The 21366-nt window shown below is 46.6% G+C and carries 20 protein-coding genes and 1 pseudogene; 11 read left to right on the top strand and 10 right to left on the bottom strand.

What is annotated here, in order from left to right; all coding sequences use genetic code 11:
• Positions 1-142 precede the first annotated feature (142 nt).
• Positions 143-397: a hypothetical protein gene (locus JNUCC21_RS03020; RefSeq protein ID WP_007409304.1), complete on the top strand. Its 255-nt coding sequence runs from the start codon at positions 143-145 to the stop codon at positions 395-397.
• Between the two features lie 56 nt (positions 398-453).
• Here JNUCC21_RS03020 and JNUCC21_RS03015 read toward each other — a convergent pair whose 3' ends face one another.
• Positions 454-1647, bottom strand: a complete 1194-nt coding sequence (locus JNUCC21_RS03015; protein WP_025284340.1) for a macrolide family glycosyltransferase — start codon at positions 1645-1647, stop codon at positions 454-456.
• A 141-nt stretch (positions 1648-1788) separates the two neighbouring features.
• Positions 1789-2475, bottom strand: coding sequence for a GntR family transcriptional regulator (locus tag JNUCC21_RS03010; protein WP_020955411.1), 687 nt, complete (start codon positions 2473-2475; stop codon positions 1789-1791).
• A 176-nt stretch (positions 2476-2651) separates the two neighbouring features.
• Here JNUCC21_RS03010 and JNUCC21_RS03005 point away from each other — a divergent pair.
• The 3 genes and pseudogenes from JNUCC21_RS03005 to JNUCC21_RS02995 all read left to right on the top strand — a co-directional run.
• A pseudogene (locus tag JNUCC21_RS03005) lies at positions 2652-3153 on the top strand (isocitrate/isopropylmalate family dehydrogenase); the annotation flags it as partial.
• A 416-nt stretch (positions 3154-3569) separates the two neighbouring features.
• The gene (locus tag JNUCC21_RS03000; protein ID WP_020955408.1) at positions 3570-3995 is read left to right on the top strand and encodes a hypothetical protein; all 426 of its coding nucleotides are present in this window, start codon (positions 3570-3572) and stop codon (positions 3993-3995) included.
• A gap of 156 nt (positions 3996-4151) precedes the next feature.
• Entirely contained in the window at positions 4152-4742 is a 591-nt protein-coding gene (locus tag JNUCC21_RS02995; RefSeq protein WP_272914178.1) for an isocitrate/isopropylmalate family dehydrogenase, read from the top strand.
• Between the two features lie 48 nt (positions 4743-4790).
• On the opposite strand, the gene JNUCC21_RS02990 is transcribed toward JNUCC21_RS02995, so the two are convergent.
• The 4 genes from JNUCC21_RS02990 to JNUCC21_RS02975 all read right to left on the bottom strand — a co-directional run bounded on the left by JNUCC21_RS02990 (position 4791) and on the right by JNUCC21_RS02975 (position 8311).
• Positions 4791-5573 carry a class I SAM-dependent methyltransferase gene (locus tag JNUCC21_RS02990; protein ID WP_069006895.1) on the bottom strand — a complete coding sequence of 261 codons (783 nt, stop codon included), beginning with the start codon at positions 5571-5573 and terminating at the stop codon, positions 4791-4793.
• Positions 5574-5608: 35 nt separating this feature from the next.
• Positions 5609-6226, bottom strand: a complete 618-nt coding sequence (locus JNUCC21_RS02985; RefSeq protein WP_369878551.1) for an NUDIX hydrolase — start codon at positions 6224-6226, stop codon at positions 5609-5611.
• A gap of 175 nt (positions 6227-6401) precedes the next feature.
• Positions 6402-7274 carry a DMT family transporter gene (locus JNUCC21_RS02980; protein ID WP_015239274.1) on the bottom strand — a complete coding sequence of 291 codons (873 nt, stop codon included), beginning with the start codon at positions 7272-7274 and terminating at the stop codon, positions 6402-6404.
• Positions 7275-7489: 215 nt separating this feature from the next.
• Positions 7490-8311, bottom strand: coding sequence for a MerR family transcriptional regulator (locus JNUCC21_RS02975; RefSeq protein ID WP_060561999.1), 822 nt, complete (start codon positions 8309-8311; stop codon positions 7490-7492).
• 131 nt (positions 8312-8442) lie between these two features.
• On the opposite strand from JNUCC21_RS02975, the gene JNUCC21_RS02970 reads away from it, so the two are divergent.
• Both JNUCC21_RS02970 and JNUCC21_RS02965 read left to right on the top strand, forming a co-directional pair.
• On the top strand, positions 8443-8901 hold the full coding sequence (locus JNUCC21_RS02970) for a GNAT family N-acetyltransferase (RefSeq protein WP_017419174.1): 459 nt from the start codon (positions 8443-8445) through the stop codon (positions 8899-8901).
• Between the two features lie 157 nt (positions 8902-9058).
• Positions 9059-9802 (top strand): sulfite exporter TauE/SafE family protein, encoded by a 744-nt coding sequence (locus JNUCC21_RS02965; protein WP_015416927.1) that lies wholly within the window; start codon positions 9059-9061, stop codon positions 9800-9802.
• A 41-nt stretch (positions 9803-9843) separates the two neighbouring features.
• On the opposite strand, the gene JNUCC21_RS02960 is transcribed toward JNUCC21_RS02965, so the two are convergent.
• Positions 9844-10683: a helix-turn-helix transcriptional regulator gene (locus JNUCC21_RS02960; protein WP_007409314.1), complete on the bottom strand. Its 840-nt coding sequence runs from the start codon at positions 10681-10683 to the stop codon at positions 9844-9846.
• 108 nt (positions 10684-10791) lie between these two features.
• Here JNUCC21_RS02960 and fabF point away from each other — a divergent pair, with 108 nt between their 5' ends.
• A complete protein-coding gene (gene fabF, locus JNUCC21_RS02955) occupies positions 10792-12027 on the top strand; it encodes a beta-ketoacyl-ACP synthase II (protein WP_085341777.1) in 1236 nt (411 codons plus the stop codon).
• Between the two features lie 28 nt (positions 12028-12055).
• Here fabF and JNUCC21_RS02950 read toward each other — a convergent pair whose 3' ends face one another.
• Together JNUCC21_RS02950 and JNUCC21_RS02945 are read right to left on the bottom strand one after the other, a co-directional pair.
• On the bottom strand, positions 12056-13267 hold the full coding sequence (locus JNUCC21_RS02950; RefSeq protein WP_136396161.1) for a Bcr/CflA family efflux MFS transporter: 1212 nt from the start codon (positions 13265-13267) through the stop codon (positions 12056-12058).
• Positions 13268-13412: 145 nt separating this feature from the next.
• Complete coding sequence (locus JNUCC21_RS02945) at positions 13413-14546, bottom strand: glycerol dehydrogenase (protein WP_369878550.1); 1134 nt, start codon at positions 14544-14546, stop codon at positions 13413-13415.
• A 282-nt stretch (positions 14547-14828) separates the two neighbouring features.
• Here JNUCC21_RS02945 and JNUCC21_RS02940 point away from each other — a divergent pair, with 282 nt between their 5' ends.
• The 4 genes from JNUCC21_RS02940 (at position 14829) to JNUCC21_RS02925 (ending at position 19085) form a co-directional block, all read left to right on the top strand.
• The gene (locus JNUCC21_RS02940; protein WP_032866769.1) at positions 14829-15686 is read left to right on the top strand and encodes a YitT family protein; all 858 of its coding nucleotides are present in this window, start codon (positions 14829-14831) and stop codon (positions 15684-15686) included.
• 116 nt (positions 15687-15802) lie between these two features.
• Entirely contained in the window at positions 15803-16330 is a 528-nt protein-coding gene (locus JNUCC21_RS02935) for a GNAT family N-acetyltransferase (RefSeq protein ID WP_072588841.1), read from the top strand.
• A 277-nt stretch (positions 16331-16607) separates the two neighbouring features.
• A complete protein-coding gene (abc-f, locus tag JNUCC21_RS02930; RefSeq protein WP_369878549.1) occupies positions 16608-18236 on the top strand; it encodes a ribosomal protection-like ABC-F family protein in 1629 nt (542 codons plus the stop codon).
• Between the two features lie 126 nt (positions 18237-18362).
• Positions 18363-19085, top strand: a complete 723-nt coding sequence (locus JNUCC21_RS02925; RefSeq protein WP_369878548.1) for a gamma-glutamyl-gamma-aminobutyrate hydrolase family protein — start codon at positions 18363-18365, stop codon at positions 19083-19085.
• A 33-nt stretch (positions 19086-19118) separates the two neighbouring features.
• Here JNUCC21_RS02925 and JNUCC21_RS02920 read toward each other — a convergent pair whose 3' ends face one another.
• The gene (locus tag JNUCC21_RS02920) at positions 19119-21272 is read right to left on the bottom strand and encodes an MMPL family transporter (RefSeq protein ID WP_369878547.1); all 2154 of its coding nucleotides are present in this window, start codon (positions 21270-21272) and stop codon (positions 19119-19121) included.
• Positions 21273-21366 lie beyond the last annotated feature (94 nt).

Raw genomic sequence — 21366 nt, 5'->3', positions numbered from 1 at the left:
TATGAATTGGCTCATCGGCCTGACCGGCGGGCTTTCGGCTGTGCTCCGTTTCATTTGGACTACATGAAATAATGACTTCTTTACTCTGTTAAAAACAGCTCATATATGATCTAATACCAGTAAAATGTTTAGGAGGCGGCCTATGTCAGCAGCAGGAAATCGGCAAAAATTTTGGGTCATGGCGATGCTTATAGCGGTCTTCACCGTGTTCGTTTTCTCTTTTTCTGAGAATCATTCACAAAAGAACTGGCACACGGCGGTTGACCAGGCGTCAGTGAATGTCTTCGGCCAGCAGATCTTTGAAAAAGACCGTCTGGCAAAAACACTCGACGCACGTGAGGCAGAATCTCTTCTGACTCTTGTGAAACTTGCAAATGCAGAACATCACATCATCTAAAAGCCATTATAAAAAGCCTGTTTCCCTTGACAGAGGAAACAGGCTTTTTCCATGTATTATTGAGCATGTTTTTGTTCAATAAACCGGTCGATCCGGGCGAGAACATCCTTCATGTCCGTACATTCTTTAAAGCTTTCATTAATGGCTTGAATGCCTTGTTTGTATTTTCCGTTATGCAGCACTTCTTCCGCGGCAAGCTTTACCTTTTCAGCGCTCACTTCATCTTTTTGCACGGTATAGCCTGCATCCAATTCAGTCAGGCGGCGCGCAACCATCGGCTGGTCTTTATCGTGCGGGATGACGACCAGCGGCACTTGATAATGAATGCCTTCATTTACACTGTTCATTCCGCCATGCGTGACAAACACGTCGGCCTGCTCCAGCACTTCAAGCTGCGGCACGTACGGGGCGATGATAAAGTTTTCCGGCGCCTGTTTGATTTTCGACAGATCGGCTTTTTCCCCGGCGGCAATGACTACTTTTCCTTCAAAATCTGAGAACGCTTCTATGCACAGATTGAAAAACGCTTCCGTGTCCCCGAGCACCGTTCCCATTGAGATATAAATGACTTTTTCATTCTTTAGTGAGTCAATCGGGAAGTCGACGCGCCCTTTTCTCTTCGGAAAACTCGGACCGATAAATAAATACTCATCTCCGAATGTCTCACTTTCGGGCTGAAAATATCTGCTTGTATAGACGACGTTCAATTCACCTGTGTTGTTCATAAATTGAACCATGCTGTCAGGGGCGACACCGTATTTGTCTTTCATCTCGGCCAACAGCTCTTCACATTCCCTGTCCGGCTGAAACGGCACGCCCGATTCCGGGTGGAGCGGCAGTATTTTCAGACGGTCTTCATTGAACAGGAAGGATGCTGAAGAAGAGATGCCGGGAATGTTGAGATAATCCCGCACCAGCTCTCCCGCACCGAATTTATCATAATAGACGGCGTCGAATTGAATGTCCTCTGCCAGCCGCTGCACAATATGTAAAATCTCCAGTGACGTTTTGATATGAACCTTTAAAAATGCAAGTATGCCGGACGGACTGCCGGGATCAATAGGTGTCATTCTGAGCAGATCGCTGTGAAGATGAACTTTCGCCCCTACTCCTTCCAGTCTGCTTTTGTATTTTTCCGTTGAGATATAATGAACGTGATCGCCCCGTTCGCTGAAGGCCTTTGTCATACCCAATGTCGGGTTTACGTGTCCTTCTGCGGGAAAATTGATCATCAGAATATGTTTCGCCATTTTTCAATCTCCTTTGCCTTTTTTGCGTCTCTTCCATATCCATCATAAATGACGCGAAAAAAATCATGCAAGGAACATCCGTCAGGTCTTTATGACGGTTCGATGACATCGGCAAAAAAAAGACAAGGCATTTCGCCTTGTCTATCGTGATGATTCGTCTGTTTCTTCCGCTCTCAGCACGCCTTTCAGATGTTCTTCATCATGCTTGAGATGCTCCGTCATATATTGCACGGCTTTTGTTTTGTCGCCCTTTTTTATTTCTTCAAAGACTTTCCGGTGCTCATGCAGAATAACCTCCGCACGTTCATCGCCTTTAAAATTAAGAACTCTGCAAAAATGAATCAGCACATTGACATGCTCAAGCAGCATGGCCAGCCGGCTGTTGCGGCTGAAATCCACAAGGAGCCGATGAAACGACTCGTTTAAGGAAATAATCTCAGTCTCTTTGACGCCTTTATTGATGGCTTCTTCCGTCTCCCGCAGCTGTTTTTCAATGAGGTCAATTTCACTCTCAGCCGCTTCATCAATAACCAGTTCGACCGCCAGTGATTCAAGTGACATTCTGATTTTATAAATCTCTTCAACATCCTTAACGGACAAAGAATAAATGACAAAGCCGTTTCGATCGTCTGCCGTCAGAAGCCCGTCCTTTTCAAGGAGCCGCATGGCTTCTCTGACCGGCGACCGGCTGACTCCGAAATCCTTGGCCAGCTGAGTCTCATTCAGCCGTTCACCCGGTTTAAAAATCCCGTCAAATATCATTTTTTTCAATTGGGAATAAAATTGCAGATAATACGGGATTGGCTTATCTAATTTAAAATTATCCATCTTTCCTACCTCTTCATACAATTTAGGCCTTATTGTTACCAAGATCATATAACAGTTTATCTATGGAAGCAACATTCCCGGGCTTGTCAGCATATCGGAGGTGCCGTAATATGGAAGTATAGTTGGTCGAGGGTATTCCGTAAACCGAAAACAATTCATTCGGAGGTGACGGAAACATGAAAACATACAAGATTGCCAGCATACCGGGGGACGGTGTGGGGAAAGAAGCAGTTCCGCAAGCGGAGCGGGTGTTGAACGCGATCGCCGAATTACATGGAGGCATTGCCTTTGAGTTCACTTCTTTTCCGCGGAGCTGCGAGTATTATTTGGAGCACGGGACTATGATACCGGATGATGGATGAGAAAGGTTACAGCACTTTGATGCTTTGTTTTTGGGAGCGGCGGGGAATCAAAAACTCGTCCCCGATCATGTTTCGCTGTGGGGGGCTGCTCATCAAGATACGCCGGGAATTTGAACAGGTGATTAATGTGCGGCCGGCAAAACTCCTGCCGGGAATCACTTCTCCCCTCGTTAACCCGAAGGATTTTGATCTGATAGTCGTCCGCGAAAACAGTGAGGGCGAGTACAGCTCTGTCGGCGGCAGAATCAATCAGGGTGAGGACGAAATCGCCATACAAAACGCGGTCTTTTCCCGACGGGGTACGGACAGAGTGATCTGTTTAGGAACCGGCAGCGTTCGGCTGGGGTTTTGCCAAAGAAATGACACAATTTTTTTAAGAGATAGAGAGAGAAAATTGTATGACAAATCGCAGCAGGGGACTGCAAGGAAACGGTAACCAATCCTTTAAATGTGGTGAATATACGTACAAGACAGGACGATTGATGACGGTCTAATGGCATCTTCACATTAAAAGTTACATCCACAATATGTCTTTACACAATAAAGTTAGAGAGGTAAAAATATGAAAAAAACATTTTACTTTTTTTTGATATTATATATAATTATAGTATTATTACTTAATTCTGTATTTGATTTAAGTAATGTATTATTAACTGTTTTGTTTGCTATATTCGTTGGTGCATTAGTGATTTATAGCATTGCGAAACGGAGTAAAGGTGATGAGAGAAAAAAGTGTTAAAGAAGGTTACTAAATTATTTATAGCGGGGTGTATTCTCGCTACTGTGCTGTCTGCTTTCGCTCCAAGTTCTGAAGCAGCTTGTCGACGGACAAATCTTGGGACTCAGTGTGATAATGATGTTCTTCTTAAAAAAAGGGTAAAGGTTTATTACACAAAAAATCAGGTAAAAAAAGTTGTTTCTAGATATAACAGCATGGGGTCTAATAAAGGGCTTATTCTCGGTTATATTATTGGGTTGGTACACCCTTCTACTGGTTTAAGTGTTTTAATGTATCAAGTAGGAGCTAATAATATGATTAAGCCTTTTAAAACTGCTAATTCTAAGAAAAAGGGTTTAGAGATTTCTTACACGGTTACCGTTTATAAGTGGTCAAATGCATCTACTAAGGTATCTGGAGTAAAATATAAATATAGATAAGACTAAGTAATACATAATGAGCAGGCAATAGCCTGCTTTTTTTTTATTACAGGAGAAATGTGCAAAATGAAAAAGGAAAACTGAAGTGGAAATCGATCTGCATGTCAGGGAGCCTGTGTGATGATGCGTTTCTAGCGTGAGTCAACGGCATCCGGATTGCAGGGAGGGTTAAGGAGTTTACTCACTCATTCAGCATTCAAACAAACTTGTTTCAATCGGCGGAAACACGTCACAAGCGCGACGAAATCAAACGGTATTGTTCACTCGATGCCGTTCTGGGATGACATCTTTAAAGAGGTCAGCCGTGAGTACGCCGGGATTGAGACGGATTCCCAGCACATCGATGCACTGGCGGCCTTCTTTGTCACGCAGCCGGAACGCTTCGATGTCATTGTCGCTTCGAATCTGTTCGGAGATGTGCTGACAGATATCGGCGCGGCGATTATGGGAAGCATCGGAATCGCTCCCGCAGCCAACATCAATGTAAACGGCAAATATCCTTCCATGTTTGAGCCTGTTCACGGCTCCGCCCCGGATATTGTCGGAAAAGGAATTGCCAATCCTATAGGCCAAATATGGACGGCGAAATTAATGCTCGATTCATTCGGAGAAGAGGAACTGGGCCATCTCCTCTTACAATCTATTGAAACGGTCACAAACAGCGGCATTCTGACTCCTGATGTCGGCGGAAAACATTCAACGGAAGATGTCACTTCCGCTATTATTTCTCAAATCAAGAACAGATAATACGAAAAAAACCGCGGGCAGGAAAACTGCACAGCGGTTTTTTTCGTCTCAGACGGGACGGATCGCGCAGAAACAGGCCGATTCACCTGTGAAGCCCGCAATACGGCCTGATTGATCCTTTTCTACAGAAAAAAACCGCTGTATATCACGAGGAGCATCCAGCATCTGTTTTTCCAGTAATGCGGCTTTCTCTTCAGTCAGGCCTGCCCGTTCACACCAGACGGTAAATTGAAATGGTTTCAAAAAGCAGACAGCGGATTCAATCCGGAAGCCGGCTGTCTCCAGAAAACAGAGCCATTCTGTTTTTTTCCACGCCCGAAAGTGGCTCTGATCCCGTCTCTTCTCAATGTCATTATAAAAATGGTCATATTCATCCTTTTCAGGTGCGGTATTGTCAATGAGAAGCAGTCTGCCGCCCGGTTTGACAACCCGAAACGCTTCATGAACAAAGGCTCTGACATCGGGAAAATGATGCGCCGCGATTCTGCATGTGACGATATCGAAAGCAGCATCGGAAAACGGCATCTTTTCAGCATCGCCTTTTTCGAATGACACGTTCGTCCATCCGTTTCCGGTTATAAATGCTTCAGCGGCTGCTAACATTTCTTCCGTGAGGTCATAGGCGATAACAGAGCGTACGAGAGGAGCGAGAGCGTTAGCCGTATGTCCGCCTCCCGTCGCGATATCCAGCACGTCCATATGCTTTTCGGCACCGGAAGCTGAAACGAGATACGCCAAATCCTCTCCTGCGGCGTGTCCTGGACTAGTCACATATTTCGCGGCATTTTTGGCAAATTGCCGCTGCGCCTGCTGTTTAATTGAATCCGCCATTATACTCGGGCCCCCTTTTCTTTCTGATTGCTGCCTTAATCAAAATAAACGGGTTCGTCCGGATGTTTGAGATATGCAAACATCTTTTCAATCTGACTTTTTGTATTGCGGGTTTCAGATAGCGGCGGCAGTTCCGTTTCCGCAAAAAAGCCGGCGGCGCTTGTTTCTGTTCCCTCCCTGATCCGGCCGCCGATGATCTCGCATTTGATAAACACTTTGTAAACGTGGGCGGCGGACGGCGGATGGGAATGGCATTTCTTATCCATTACAGCTAACAGTTTAACGGGCTTTACGTCGATTCCTGACTCCTCTTTTACTTCTTTGACAGCGGTCTCGCCCGGAGAAATCCCGATATCAGCCCATCCGCCCGGCAGCGCCCATCTGCCGTCGCTTTTCTCTCTTACCATTAATATGCTCTGATCTTTAAAAACTGCCGCTCTGATATCAACTTTCGGAGTGGGATAGCCCGTGTCACCGGCGAATACGTCTTTGATGACCCTTTTGTCGATGCCGCTATGATGCGCCATGATATCCACGCTTATTTTTCTTATTTCTTCAAATCTCTCAATATCATATATGTCTTTGGAATAAGCCAGCCCCGCTTGCGCCGCGGATTGAAGCTGTTTTGCCCAATCTAGCCATTTTGGCTCCATTTTTTCACCGCCCGTTATGTTAATTGACGAAACCCTGAGGGTCCGAGTATTGCACCTTGAGAGTACCGGTGCCCATGATCCGTTTCTGCTCCTTGTTTTCTGTTTATGGAGGGGCGAATCCTGCCGGAAAAACAGAAAAAAGCCATTCATTTGCTGAATGGCTTTTTTTCATTTTCTATTTTTCTTTCATGACGAGAACGACGCCTGAAACAATAAGAGCCGCTCCGATCCAGAAGGTTCCTCCGATCGTCTCTCCCAGCAGCAGCCAGCCGAGCAAAGTCCCGGAAAGCGGCTGAAAGAAGAAAAACAGACCGCCGCTTGCCGCATTCAGTAATTGCAATCCGCGATTCCAAAGCATGAACGCGCAGGCGGTTGAGATCACACCCAGATATAAAAGTCCGCCCCATATCTCAGGCCGGGCAAGCTGAGACAAAGGAATCTCCCGAAGCGGGCCCGCTGTAAACGGGGTCAGGATGACAAATGCGACGCAAATGGAATACGTTGTGACGACAAGCGGTGAGTAATGGCCCGGAACCCGTTTCATCAGCACGGACATCAAAGCCCATGTCAGCGCCGCAGCCAGAAGCGAGAGACCGCCGAGCTGGCTCGACATATTGAGATCTCCGTTCCCCACAATGAGCAATACTCCGATCGTCGCCAGCCCTGTCGATATTCCTTTTTTCAGCGTTAACCGTTCTTTCAACATCAGCCGGGCAAATACAACCATAAATGCGGGAGTGGATGCCGTAATAATCGCACCCATCTGCGCGGTTGATAATTTCGTGCCGATTTCCTGCGTGACGATCGAAACCGTGTTGCCAATCAATCCGATCGCAGCGATCAGTAATAAATCACGTTTATGAACTTTCCAGGATTGGCGTGTAAATAAACTGAGAATCAAAAGCGAAAGAAGCGCCACCGCATATCTCAGCCATACCAGTTCAAGCGGCGGAATGACCGCTACCACAACTTTTACAACGACATACATACCGCCCCAGATACTGGCGGCCAATGCCAAATAAATCGAACCGAACAATGTATTTTTCAATTTGATGCACCCTCCGTTATCATATTAGGTCACGTCATGTGCCCTAACGGAGAGAAGCGCAGTCACTTTCCTCCATTAAGGGCGGAGAAGTGCTGCCGGTACATCATGTTCAAATAAGGGCGCTAGAAACATATCGTTTTTCACCTCAATTGCAAACTGATTTTTCTCATTATACAAGGTTTGTTAAAAGACGTAAATGAACGGCGGCATCGGCTTTATCGATTGCGGACTTGCAGCTGGATTCTTGTGATCTGATTGTCAAACCCGTCCGCCACAACCTCATCAAGCATATATTCTTCATATGCATAATCGCCCATTTCCAGCCCATACTCTTCAATAAACTGCATGATGCTGCGGTAAGCCGCTTCCGCTTCATCCCCTATTTGGTACCCGACGGCATAAAGCCCTTTCGGCTTGATATGGAGGTCTCTATTCTCTATGCCTTCATCTGTCTTCATATAAAAATGGGTGTAGTTGTAGAATTCTTTTTTCAGAATCTGCTCCCGCGCAAACAGTCCGCCGACCGGATGCCCCTGATCGAGTTCATGTACCCGCATATAGCGGATCAATTCGGAAATGGCGGCAGTATATTGCCGTTCTGGCAAATGGAGTACGGGCCGTCCTATCATAAGTGTCTCTTCATCTAATCGCTGCAATGAGACGGAGGAAAAGTCTGTCTCCAAGGCTTGTTCGGTCAGCTTCACCTTTGTCCGAATCATCCTTTGCAGGTGCTCCAGCTTTTTGATTTTGCTTTCGATTTCTGAAGATTTCTCTTTTAAAAGCGTGATGATACCCTCAGGGGTTTTGTCTGTTAAGAGCGGTTTGATCTGCTTCAAGGGCACGCCGACCTCCTTAAACAGACCGATGACCTGGAACAGTTCGAATTGATGATAGGAATAGTATCTGTATCCGTTCGCTTTTTTGATTTCCGGAGAAAGCAGGCCGATCTCGTCATAATGGAACAGGGTTTGTTTTTTTACGTGGCACAGTTTTGCAAATTCACCCGTTGTGAAGTATTTTCTGACGTCTTCGCTCATAATGCCTCCTTGACTATACGGTAACCATATCCTTTATGATGATCATTGTATCCGAGAGAAGGCTGATTCACAAATGGCTTACGCAATGAAAGCTTTACCGTCTCAAAAAAAGCGGAAGAGGAGTATCAAGTATGACGATTGAAATCAGAACAGTCACGGAAGAAAACCGTGCCGATATACTGGCGCTTCATGTAAGTGAAAGCCAGACTTCATTTATTGAAACCGCGGAAGAGTGCTTACAAGATGCTGAGGATTGCCGGCATTATCAGCCGGCCGGTCTTTATGTTAACGGGGAATTGGTCGGCTTTGCCATGTACGGATGGTTTCCGGAATATGATGAGGAAAATGAAAACGGCAGAGTGTGGCTTGACCGTTTTTTTATTGATGAACGCTATCAGGGACGGGGATTGGGCAAGCTGTTGCTTGATGCCCTTATCCGCCATCTCGTTCGAATATATGATTGCAGACGGATTTATTTAAGCCTGTTTGAAGATAACGTCCACGCATTGCGGCTTTATCAAAAATTCGGCTTCTTATTCAATGGAGAGCTGGACTCAAACGGGGAAAAAGTGATGGTGAAAGAGCTGTAAACCCTCTGTATAAAAGCAATTCGTCTTCTTGCCAATACCTTAAATTTGAGGTAACATAAAGATATTAGACGACGGTCGACGGACTACGGTCGATTATTAAAACCTGATACAGCGGAGCGGAACATGGTGTTCAGGCATCTAAATGGAGGAGAAGATTGTGCTTATTATACTCGTTATGTTTCTTCTCGGGATTATTCTCGGGTTTATCGGCGCCGGGGGAGCCGGTTTTGTTATTGCACTTTTAACTATACTGTTTCACGTACCGATTCATACGGCTTTAGGCACCTCCCTTGCCGGAATGGCTTTCACAAGTTTATCGGGGGCATTCAGCCACTACCGTGAAGGCAATATTCAGATGAAAATCGGTCTCATCGTCGGCGTTTTTGCGGCATTCGGTTCGTTTTTCGGGGCAAGGCTTACTTCCCTTATCCCCGCAGATTTGCTGCATTACTTGACGGCGGGCATGCTGTTTTTATCTGCTCTGCTTATTTTAGTCCGGTTATTTATTGTAAAAGAAACACAAGAAGATTCCGGACAGCAAAGCAATCTGAACATATGGGTGAAAGCCGTTGTACTCGGTGTCATCGCAGGAATCTTGTCCGGAACGTTCGGGATCGGCTCTGCCCCTTTCATCCAAATCGGCTTAATGATTCTTTTGCGCTTATCCATCCGCCAGTCGGTCGGCACCACCATGCTTGTCATTATCCCGCTTGCGGTCGGCGGAGGACTCGGTTATGTGACGGAAGGATTTGTCGATTATATGCTGTTGGTCAAAGTGCTGATCGGAACGATGTGCGGCGCATATGTCGGAGCGAAATTCACCAACCTCGTGCCGAAAGTCATTCTGAAATCAGCCATCTTTTTAACACCGGCCATCGCCGGTCTCATGCTTTTATTTTAAACTGAAACGGGAGGCGGCCGCCTCCCGTTTTTTTCTGTTCTTCATCTGTTTTCGAAGAGCTTTTTCAGCTTTGCTTCCGTTTCGGTATGATCTACCGGCGTATACACACTGCAACGCAGATCACTGTTGCCCTGAACCTGAAATGAAGTCAGGTTAAAGACCATTTTTCCCGCCTTCGCGTGGCGGAACTCAATTAATACTTCGGGTGCCGAGCTGACTTCGCTCTCATTCCACAGCGTATGAAATTCCGAATACGTTTTCTCCATTTCTTCTATAAACTGAGAATACCACGTATCAGCTACATACTGGCCGTAATACGTTCTGAAAATGGCGATGAATCCTTTCACAAAGTGCTCCCAGTTCACGGCTAAACTTCTTAATTCTTTTCTGGAAAACAATAGCTCTATGAGATTCCGCTTTTCAGGAGGAATTTGTTCAAAATCTAAAAACACGTGCGCCGCAGCCTGGTTCCACCCTACGATATGACACCGCCTGTCCGAGATAATGGTGGGACAATAACGGAGCTCCTGCAGGATTTTTGAAAGGGACGGGCTGATAACCGCTTCTTCCTCCGCAGCAAACGGCTGCTTCACGCCCTCCTCAATGGCAAGCGCGTATAAATAATTTCTCTCATCTTTGTTGAGCTGCAGCGCATCGGAAACGGCGTCCAATACGGCTGCGGACACTTTAATGTCTCTGCCCTGCTCCAGCCACGTATACCACGTGGTGCTTACGCCGGCTAATTGCGCGACCTCTTCTCTTCGGAGTCCGGGCGTTCTTCTCCGTGTGCCCATCGGCAGCCCGGCCATCTGCGGAGAAATTTTGGCCCGCTGCGTTTTTAAAAACTCTGAGAGCGCCTGCAATCTTCCTTCTGGTATCATACCGAATCTCTCCTCTCTTACCCTGGTATTCATTATACTAGGATAATCAACAACTTGTAATAGGATAATTGCGAGTTACAATAAATACATACCGAAGGAGGAATGACCATGAAAAGAGTTGTGATCACCGGAATGGGAGTGATTTCACCTCTCGGCAATGATGTGCATACATTTTGGAAACACCTGACGGAAGGAAAATCGGGAATCTCTTTCATCGATTCGTTTGATGTCTCCGGCTCAAAGACAAAAATAGCCGGTACCGTCCGTGATTTTGACGCAGAAGAAAGATGGGGCAGAAAAGAAGCGAGACGGCTTGACCGTTTCAGCCAGTTTGCTTTAGCGGCAGCAGAACAGGCGCTTGAAAGCTCCGGGATTCAGCTCGATCAGATTGACCGTGAACGCCTCGGCGTGTACGTCGGCTCGGGAATCGGCGGCATCACGACTTTGATTGATAATGTTCATACTTTAAATGAACGGGGAGCGCGAAAAGTGAGCCCGAGCCTTGTCCCCATGATGATCTCAAATGCGGCCGCCGCTCAAATCAGCATCAGATTAGGCGCGCTCGGCCCCTCACTTTCTCCCGTCACCGCGTGTTCCATCGGCAATACGTCGATCGGGGAAGCATTCAACGCCATTCGGAATGATGACGCAGATATCATGTTTGCCGGGGGAGCGGAAGCGGCGATTACGAATTTGTCATTAGCCAGCTTCGGCAATGCCCACGCGCTGTCAGCGAGAAACGAAGACCCCGCCGCGGCAAGCCGGCCGTTTGACGCGGATCGCGATGGATTTGTCATGAGTGAAGGCGCGGGCATCTTAGTATTGGAATCATTGGATAGCGCAATCGGCAGAAACGCCCCGATCCTTTGTGAGGTGCTCGGCTACGGCGCAAGTTCGGATGCCTATCATATGGTGGCCTCCCATCCGGAAGGAACGGGCGCATACCTGGCGATGAAAAACGCTTTGAAAAAGGCGAACGTTTCAGCGGAAGACATTGATGTCGTAAGCGCCCATGCGACAAGCACAAAAGCCGGAGATCTTTCTGAAACGTTGGCCATCAAGACATTATTCGGGGAGCTTGCGTATGACATTCCGGTTACGGCCAACAAATCAATGCTCGGCCACATGCTTGGCGCGGCAGGCGGCGTTGAAGCCATCGCTCTGACAGAAAGCCTGCGACACGGCATCATTCCGCCGACGATCAATCTGCAGCACCCTGATTCGGCATGTGATTTGGACTATGTGTCAGAAGGACCCCGCCATCAATCGTTAACGATCGGCCTTTCCAACTCATTCGGCTTTGGCGGGCATAATTCGGCGATCGTGCTGAAGAAATATGAATAGCGGGCATCAAAAAAAGGAGTGAATCATTTCACTCCTTTTTTGCTTTCTCCGGTTTTGTTGTTAAGGCGAAAAAAGCGATGGAACCGATAACGGATGTCGTGAACATAATTGCCCCCATCGGGACGGCCGTCGCTTCATTCATCCCCACAAGCGGCGACACGATGGAACCGAGAAGAAGCGGAAGCATGCCGAGCAGTGCGCTTGCGCTTCCCGCGCGGTGTCCCTGCTTTTCCATCGCCAATGTAAAGGTGCTTGTCAGCGTCATGCCGATCGTAATCATATAAATAAAAATTGAAATCACCAGTGCCGCCAGCGGTCCGTGAATGATCGTCATGACGAGCAGAACGGCAGTCGCCGTCATCGCTGTAATCACGCCGATTCTCAACAGGCTTTTTTCGTGAATGATTCCGCCGAAACGCCCGATGATAAAGCTTCCGGTAATGATCGCCAGACCGTTTATGCCGAATAAAACACTGAATACCTGAGGCGATACTCCGTAAATATCCTGATACACGAAAGGCGTTCCGGAGACATACGCAAAGCTCCCGCCGTGAATAAAACCGACCGTCAGCGCATAGCCGATAAATGACCGATCCTTCAGCAGGCTTCCCATTGTCCGCACGGAATTTCCGATGGAGCTCGGAGTCCGCTTTTCCGGCGGCAGGGTTTCTGTCAGCTTGAGCGCAATGATAAGAACAAGCAAAAACCCGATAAAGGTTAAAAAGAGAAAAATCGTATGCCATGATGCAAACGGAAGCAGTAAAATCGCGCCTCCCGTCATCGGCGCCACCATCGGCGCGACGGCGGTAATGACCATCAGAAGCGAGAAAAATTTAGAAAGCTCTCTTCCCGTAAACACATCTCTGACGATTGCACGGGATAAAACGAGTCCTGCCGAAGCGGTGAATCCTTGAAGAAAACGGGCAATCACTAATGTAGTAATGTTCGGTGCAAGTGCGCAAAACAGAGAAAACAACGCAAATAAAAAAATACATAGTAATAACGGTTTTCTTCTTCCCTTCGCGTCACTTAACGGGCCGACAACAACCTGTCCGATTGTCAGTCCGATCAGACATGCGGTTAAACTGAGCTGGACAAGCGATGCGCGGGCGCTTAAATCTTCAGCGATTTCAGGGAAACTCGGCAGATACATATCTATATTGAGCGGCCCCAGTATCGCCAGCATTCCGAGAAGAAAAGCCAGCGCAAGCCGCTCCTTACCGGTCGGATTATGCAGCATATCGTTCCCACCTTTCCTTTGTCAATCTCTCAAAACATTTGTATATTGTATCATAATTTTTTCTTTATTTTTAAAAGTTTTCACAGGGCATAAAAAAACCAAGGGCTGTAACAGCCCTTGGGTCCGGGTCACGCGGTAAAAGCTTTTACGCGTGTTTTTCTTTAAATGCTTTTGCGTATTGATCAGCCGCTATAATGGCATCCGCCACGTCGTCAGCCGCCACGTCAAAAGCGGCATGAATCGTTTCTTCTTCAATCGTCGCGGCTTCTGCCACTTTCATAATGTCCTCTTTAGATGCGTCTTTCAATTTGATGTCTTCAAGTGTGACAGGCAGCCCCAAGCTGATATAAAACGCGATATACCGCTCAATTTCCTCAAGCGAACGTTTTTCCAGCGCCAATTGAACGAGCGTGCCGAATGCCACTTTTTCACCGTGGGTCAAGTGATGGATTTCACCTTCAAGCGCGGTAAATCCGTTATGAATGGCATGCGCCGCAGCTAAGCCGCCGCTTTCAAATCCCAGTCCGCTCAGAAGTGTATTGGCTTCAACCACCGCTTCCAATGCGGGCGTAACGGCTTTCGCTTTCACAGACTCATAAGCGAGATGGCCGTATTTGAATAATACCGCTTCACATTTTTCCGCGATAGCCTCTCCGGCGATTGTCGGAATTCCGCCTGCCATCGTTTTACCGCCATTGGCGATGACACTGCGCGCCTCTATCCACGTCGCCATTGCATCGGCAATCCCTGATGCTAAAAAGCGCGGCGGAGCTTCCGCGACGATTTTCGTATCGACCAGAACCAGGTCAGGATTCTTATGATAGAAACGATAGTTTTCGAACGCGCCTTGTTCAGAATACACGACAGACAGCCCGCTTGTCGGAGCATCCGTTGAAGCGGCCGTCGGCACGATAACGGTATAGCCGTTTATTTCATCTGATACGGCTTTGGCCGTATCAAGCGTTTTACCGCCGCCGACTCCGATGACAATAGTCGCGCCTGCTTTTTCTGCGATGCCGGCAATTCTTTTCATTTCTTCCTGGGAGGCTTCGCCGTTGAAAACCGCCTCTTCAGAAGAGATATTGCTTTTCTTTAATTCAGCCGTCACCTTGTGGCCCGCGATATCCCATACGGTTTTGTCCGCGATGACGACGGCTTTTTCACCAACGCCCTCCAGATGTCCGCCGATCGTTTTAATGGCGTTTTTTCCCTGCACGTATTTGGCCGGACTGATAAAAATTCGTTCCAATGTCATCATCCCTTCTTCGTTGTCTCTCATTACATTTCTCTTATTAATAGAGCAGAAATGAAAACTCTTCTGATATAATTCCTCGTTTTAAATTGATTTAAACCTCATATACACTGCAGAAAAATCAATTTTCACGGCATTGACAAGATGTGAAGGTGTCTATATAATCTTCGATATTGAAGCTGATCATTCTTTACTGAATGAACAAACGAGATTGTGAATGATTCGTCTTAAAAATTATTTAGTTCTGCTGGATAATTTTTGAGGCGTTTTTGTTTTTTATATATTTTTGACTGCGGAGGAGGTTTGCACATGAAGAACATTTGCAAGGATATACTGATGATTATGGCCGGAGCCTTTCTTATTGCGGCGTCCGTGGAATTTTTCGTCATCCCGAATCATTTAGGGGACGGCAGCACCGTGGGAATCGCTCTCGTGTTATATTATCTTTTCCATATACCTGCAAGTATTACGACTCTGGTTGTAAATTTGATTTTTATCGGGCTGGCTTATAAATTTTTAACGAAAAAAACGATTTTATACACGATACTCGGTACGGGAATGACTTCTGTTTTTCTCAGCATCGTCAGCTTTATTCCGTTCGGCGTGCACGATATGGTGCTCGGGATTGTATTCGGCGCTCTGCTGATGGGAGCGGGGCTGGCATTGATCTTTATCGCTGACGGATCTACCGGCGGGACCACGCTTTTGGCGTATTTATTAAATTACACAAAGGGCTTTAACATCTCGAAAAGCATGTTTTATATGGATTGTGTCATCATTTTTGCATCCGTTTTAGCGATCGGCATCAATCATATGCTGTATACGTTTATATTCGTATATCTGTGCGCCAAAATCGTCGATATTGTCATTGAGGGTTTCCATAATAAAAAAGCTCTCACCATTATGTCTGACCAATACGAAGAAATCGCCAAAGCCATCACCTCCGAGTACGGCAACGCGGCGACGATTTTTTACGGATACGGGTATTACGGCAGCAAAGACAAGCGCATTATCTATGTTGTCATTAAAAAGAACGAATTGCTGAAAATCAAAAAACATGTTCAAAAAATTGATCCGAAATCATTTATCGTTATTCATGAAGTAAAAGAAGCTGTCGGAGGGCAATTCGGGTTTACAAACCTGCCCGCCGCCGGAAATGAAAAATAACCGCCTGCAGTGTATAGCTGCAGGCTTTTTTTATTCGGCTCTTCCCCGCTCAAAGGTTTTTACATCTTTCAATCGAAGTAGTAAATGAAACCTTTTTTGATGGAGGAACATAAAAAATGAATATCAAAACTGACAGGCTCGTAATTCGGACATTTGAACCGGAAGATTGGCAGGATGTCTATGCGTACACCTCAAATCCGAATGTCATGAAATATATACCAGAGGGTGTCTTTACCGAAGATGATGCCAGGAAATTCGTTACTGAAAACAGCGGTGAACATGCCGGGAAGTTTCCCGTTTTATTGAAGGATGAAAAAACGGTCATTGGCCACATTGCTTTTTTTCAGTATTTTGGCGATCATACGTATGAAATCGGCTGGGTGTTTCACCCGGAATACCAGGGCAAAGGATATGCTTCAGAGGCGGCGCGCGCCGTGCTGGCATTCGGGTTTAACAAGATGAAATTACACCGGATCATTGCGACATGTCAGCCGGAAAACATGGCTTCGCACCGGGTGATGGAAAAGATCGGGATGAGACGGGAAGGCTTTTTTAAAAAATGCATCCCCCATGATAATGAATGGTGGGACGAATATTATTATGCCGTTTTAGAAGAAGAGTGGGAAGTCTCCAATCTGGAATAAAAAGGCTTATACCCTTTGCTTTTACAGATAAGTGTGTGCTACACTGTTCGTAACAAATACGAAGGGATGATGGGTGGACAATGATTAACTAATCTTATTTTGACCGTTTGAAATCAAATATTTCAAATCAGAAAAAATAGGATTAGTCTGCCCATTTTCTATACGATACGAAAGCTATGTAAAAATAGCTTATTTGATCATGCACAGGTACGGCTAATCCTTCCAAATCAATTGGGAGGATTTTTTTGGTCCTCCCTTTAAAGCGAGGGATTGACATATGAAAGAAATGTTAAAAATAAGCGGCATCAGTTATGAAATCAACAGCGTTCCCCTTTTTGAACAGATCAGCGCGAGCGTTCAGCAAGGTGACATCATCGGCGTTATCGGTAAAAACGGCGCCGGCAAATCGTTATTGCTGCAATTGATCTGCAATCAAAAAGCGCCGTCACAAGGACAGATCCAGATGATGCAAGATGTGAACATATATATGGTGGAACAAGAAACGGAAGCTTATGATTCCGGCCATCCGGAGCCTGCGGAGGCCGCCTTGTTAGAAAAGTGGAACGTACCCGCACGCGCCTTTTCGCAATTAAGCGGCGGAGAAAAATTGAAAGCCCGTCTTGCCAAAGGTTTCTCCTCCTCAAGCAGCCTTTTGTTATTAGATGAGCCGACGAACCACCTCGATCAGCACAGTTTGGAAATACTGCTAAATCAGATCAAGAATTACAAAGGCACCATTATTTTTGTTTCGCATGATCGTGCTTTTATAGATGCAGCCGCGACAAAAATCTGGGCCATCGAAGGAAAGAAACTCATTGAACATAAAGGGAATTATTCAAGCTATATGGAGGTCCGCAAACAGAGAAGACTGACACAGCAGCGCGAATATGAGAATCAGCAGCATATGGTCAAAAGGATTGAAGCTCAAATGAACGAGCTGAGCGCCTGGTCAAAAAAAGCCCACGCCCAATCAACGAAAATAGAAGGGTTTAAAGAATACCATCGCGTAAAAGCAAAACGCACGGACGCCCAGATTAAATCAAAGCAGAAGCGCCTTGAGAAAGAGCTTGAAAAAGCGAAAGCAGAACCGGTTGAAGCGGAGTATGAAGTCCGTTTTTCCATTGAGCACCGCAAAAAAGCGGGAAAGCGTTTTTTAGAAGTAAGGGATGCCGCAAAGTCATATGACGGCCGAACGCTTTTCAAAAATGTGAATTTCACTGTGATGCACGGTGAAAAGATTGCGATTACAGGCCCGAACGGCAGCGGAAAAACAACATTATTGAAGGTCATCCTCGGGCAGGAAAAAGCGCAGGGCAGCATATGGATTTCTCCGTCTGCAAACGTCGGATTTTTAACCCAGGAAGTATTCGACCTTCCGCTTGATAAAACCCCCGAACAGCTTTTTTACAAAGAAACGTTCGAAGCAAGGGGAAATGTTCAATCCCTCATGAAGCATTTAGGATTTACCGCGGCGCAATGGACGGAACCCATCGGCAAGATGAGCATGGGAGAGCGGGTCAAATGCAAACTGATGGCGTTTATTCTGGAGGAGAAAGATGTGCTGATTCTGGATGAGCCGACAAACCACCTTGATCTGCCGTCACGCGAGCAGCTTGAAGACACTTTGGCCCGATACGACGGAACGCTCATCATCGTATCTCATGATCGTTACTTTGTCGAAAAGACGACGGACATCCGGCTTGATATCTCAAACGGCAGCGTCCGAAAACAATGGAAAGAATCTCCCTCCGTCAGGGACGATGCTGAAGAACTGCGATTGAAGCTTGAAACCGAACGGCAGGAAGTCCTCGGAAAACTCAGCTTCATGACGCCGGCTGATAAACAATATCGTGAGCTTGATCAAAAATTCAAAGAGCTGACGAAAGAAATCAAGAAATTGAAATGAATGTAAAAACCCGTGATTGTCACGGGTTTTATTTTGGAAAGCTCACGTATCATGAAGAATAATTTCAAACTGATTTGTACAACCTACGTTCAGATTAATTATGAGCATGGTTCAGGGGGGCGAAGAATGGCCAGACGCATCGGAATTACGGGAAACATTATGGCTGATCAATCCGGCCCTTTCCCGGGTTATAATCGGGCATATGTCAATAATGATTATATTCAGTCTGTTTCTGAGGCCGGCGGTGTGCCGTTTATATTGCCGGTAATTCAAGAGACGGCGCTTTTAAAGGAACAGGTCTCTCATGTTGACGGGATCATTCTGTCCGGCGGCCAGGATATAGACCCGCTGTTTTACGGCGAAGAACCTTTACAGGCTTTAAGAAAGACCTTTCCTGATCGGGACGCCTACGAGAAGGAGCTGATTCTCACGGCGGTTGCTTTAGAAAAGCCGATTCTTGCAATCTGCCGGGGGATGCATATGTTAAACGTCACTTACGGGGGAACTTTATATCAAGATCTGACACACGCTTCGTTTGCTGACATTAAGCATGATCAAGAAAAAGATCCGCCGTTAAAAACCCATCATGTTTCTTTTGAAAAAGGGACACGTCTCCATACCTTGTTTGGCGATTCAGCGCGGGTGAATTCATTCCATCACCAGATCATAAAAGAGACGGCGCCTTCGTTTAAAGCCTCGGCTTATGCGAAAGACGGGGCCATTGAAGCAATTGAACGGACGGGTGAATTATTTGTCGTCGGCGTGCAATGGCATCCCGAAATGCTGACAAAAAAACATGAAGACATGAAAAAGCTTTTTTCTCTTTTCATGGATGCGGTCAGCACATAAAAAAAGCAGATCATAACGATCTGCTTTTTCATTTTATTCTTCCGGTTTCTCCGGTGTTTTGCCTTGTGTCAGCTTATGGCCTTCGATATCCACGTTTGGAATGATCTTATCCAGCCACTTCGGCAAGTACCAGGCCGCATGTCCCATCAGCTTCATGACACTCGGAATAATGGTCATTCTTACAATGAACGCATCAAAAAGTACACCGAAGGTCATTGCCAAGCCCATGGATTTGATCGTAGCTTCTCCCGCAAAGATGAATCCCGCAAAGACGAAAATCATGATCAGTCCCGCCGCTGTTACGACAGGTCCGCTATGTTTCAATCCGGCATGAATGGCTTGTACCGGATTTTTTGTTTTGACATATTCTTCTCTCATTCTGCTGACAAGGAATACTTGATAATCCATCGCCAGCCCGAAAAGAATACCGATCGCTAAAATAGGCAGGAAGGCGAGAATCGGGCCTTTTTCCGGAATGCTGAGCAAGCCGGTGAAATTTCCATCCTGCAGGACGAATACCGATAAGCCGAGTGTAGCAGTCATCGTCAGCAAAAAGCCGACGACAGCGGCAAGCGGCACGAGAAGCGAGCGGAAAACAACGGTCAGCAATACAAACGCAAACCCGACAATGAGAATGGCGAATTCCGGAATGGCATCGTTTAACCGGTCTGAAATATCAATGTTCACCGCGGTTGACCCGGTGACGAGCAGGCGGATGCCGTTTTTGTCTGATCGTTTCCGTATATCCTGCACTAACTCTTTCGTTGCCTTATCATTCGGCCCGGTTTCAGGCACTGCCGTAATGATGGCATAGTCCCGTTTTTCGTTCGGCATGGCAGGTGTGACGCTCGCCACATTGTGCAAGTCCTTCATTTCTTTCACGGCGTCTTGAAAAGCTTCACTTTTGTTCCCCTTGACCCCTTTTGCATCGGCAACAATTGTCAGCTTGCCGTTAAAGCCTTCTCCGAATCCTTTAGACAACAGATCATAGGCGCGGCGATCCGGGCTGTCTTTCGCTTTCATTCCCGCATCAGGCAGCCCCAGCTCTAAATGCATGGCCGGCAGACTGATGACGGCTAAAAGAATGATGCTGAAAATGCTTAACAGAATAGGCTTCTTTGTAACGAAGCGCCCCCAGGCATTCGTGCCGGCGCTTTTCTTTTCTTTCTTCTTGTTTGATTTCGGAATCATCCGTTTTCCCGCGATTGACAACACCGCAGGCACCAGCGTTACTGATGCCAATACAGCCATCAGCACACTGAGTGCCGCAGTCAATCCCATGGCAGACATGAACGGAATGCCGACAACGGTCAATCCGCAAAGCGCGACGATCACGGTCAGTCCCGCAAAAACGACGGCGCTGCCTGCCGTTCCCGCGGCTTTCGCGATCGATTCATTTTTTTGTACACCTTCGCCCAAAAACTGACGATGCTTCGTAAAGATGAACAGCGCATAATCAATCCCGACGGCCAGTCCGATCATTCCGGATAATGAGAGACTGACCGAGGCTATCGTAAAGAACTGTGTCCCAATTAACGTCAGCGCGACGCTTACACCTAACCCGATCAGAGCGGTGACAATCGGCAGCCCCGCGATGACTAATGAACCAAACGTAATGGCCAGTACGACGAATGCCAGCACAACGCCGACAATTTCAGATACACCGCCGATTTCAACACCGGCCCCCGGCACATCGCCGCTGAGCTCCGTCTGCAGGCCCTTGTCTCCGGCGGCGGACAGACTGTGTTTAATATGTGAAACAGACGCATCCGTAATGTCATCCGCCGCTTTTTTGTACGTAATATCGGCATATGCCACTGATCCGTCTTTAGAAATGGTTCCTGTCTCAAAAGGACTTGCAATTGAAGCGACTGAATGATCGGTTTTGATCTTCTTTAATGTCTCTTCACCCGCTTGTTTTTCCGGTTTTGACGTCAATTTCTTCCCGTCTTCAGCTCCGAAAATAACCCGTATGCTTCCTTTATCGGGACCCTTTGAAAATTCTTTTTGAATGATATCCATCGCCTTTTCAGAAGGTGTGTCGGGAATTGACATATCCTCAGAAAAAGCAGGTTTTAACGAGATGGCGATCACAACCGAAGCGATCAGTATCACGAGCCACGCACTGATCATTTTTAATCGATTGCGGGCAGACCATCCCCCTAATTTATATAAAAAACCAGACATCGAATACTCCTCTCCAATCATTACTTTCTGCCTAATTGTAGTTCACATTCACATAAAAAAAACGTACATAGGGGCATGTACGTTTGGGCAGTTT

Origin of the sequence: Bacillus sp. JNUCC-21, assembly GCF_041222765.1 — a bacterium.
Taxonomy (GTDB): Bacteria; Bacillota; Bacilli; order Bacillales; family Bacillaceae; genus Bacillus; species Bacillus velezensis.
This window is presented reverse-complemented; position numbering and strand designations above follow the sequence as displayed.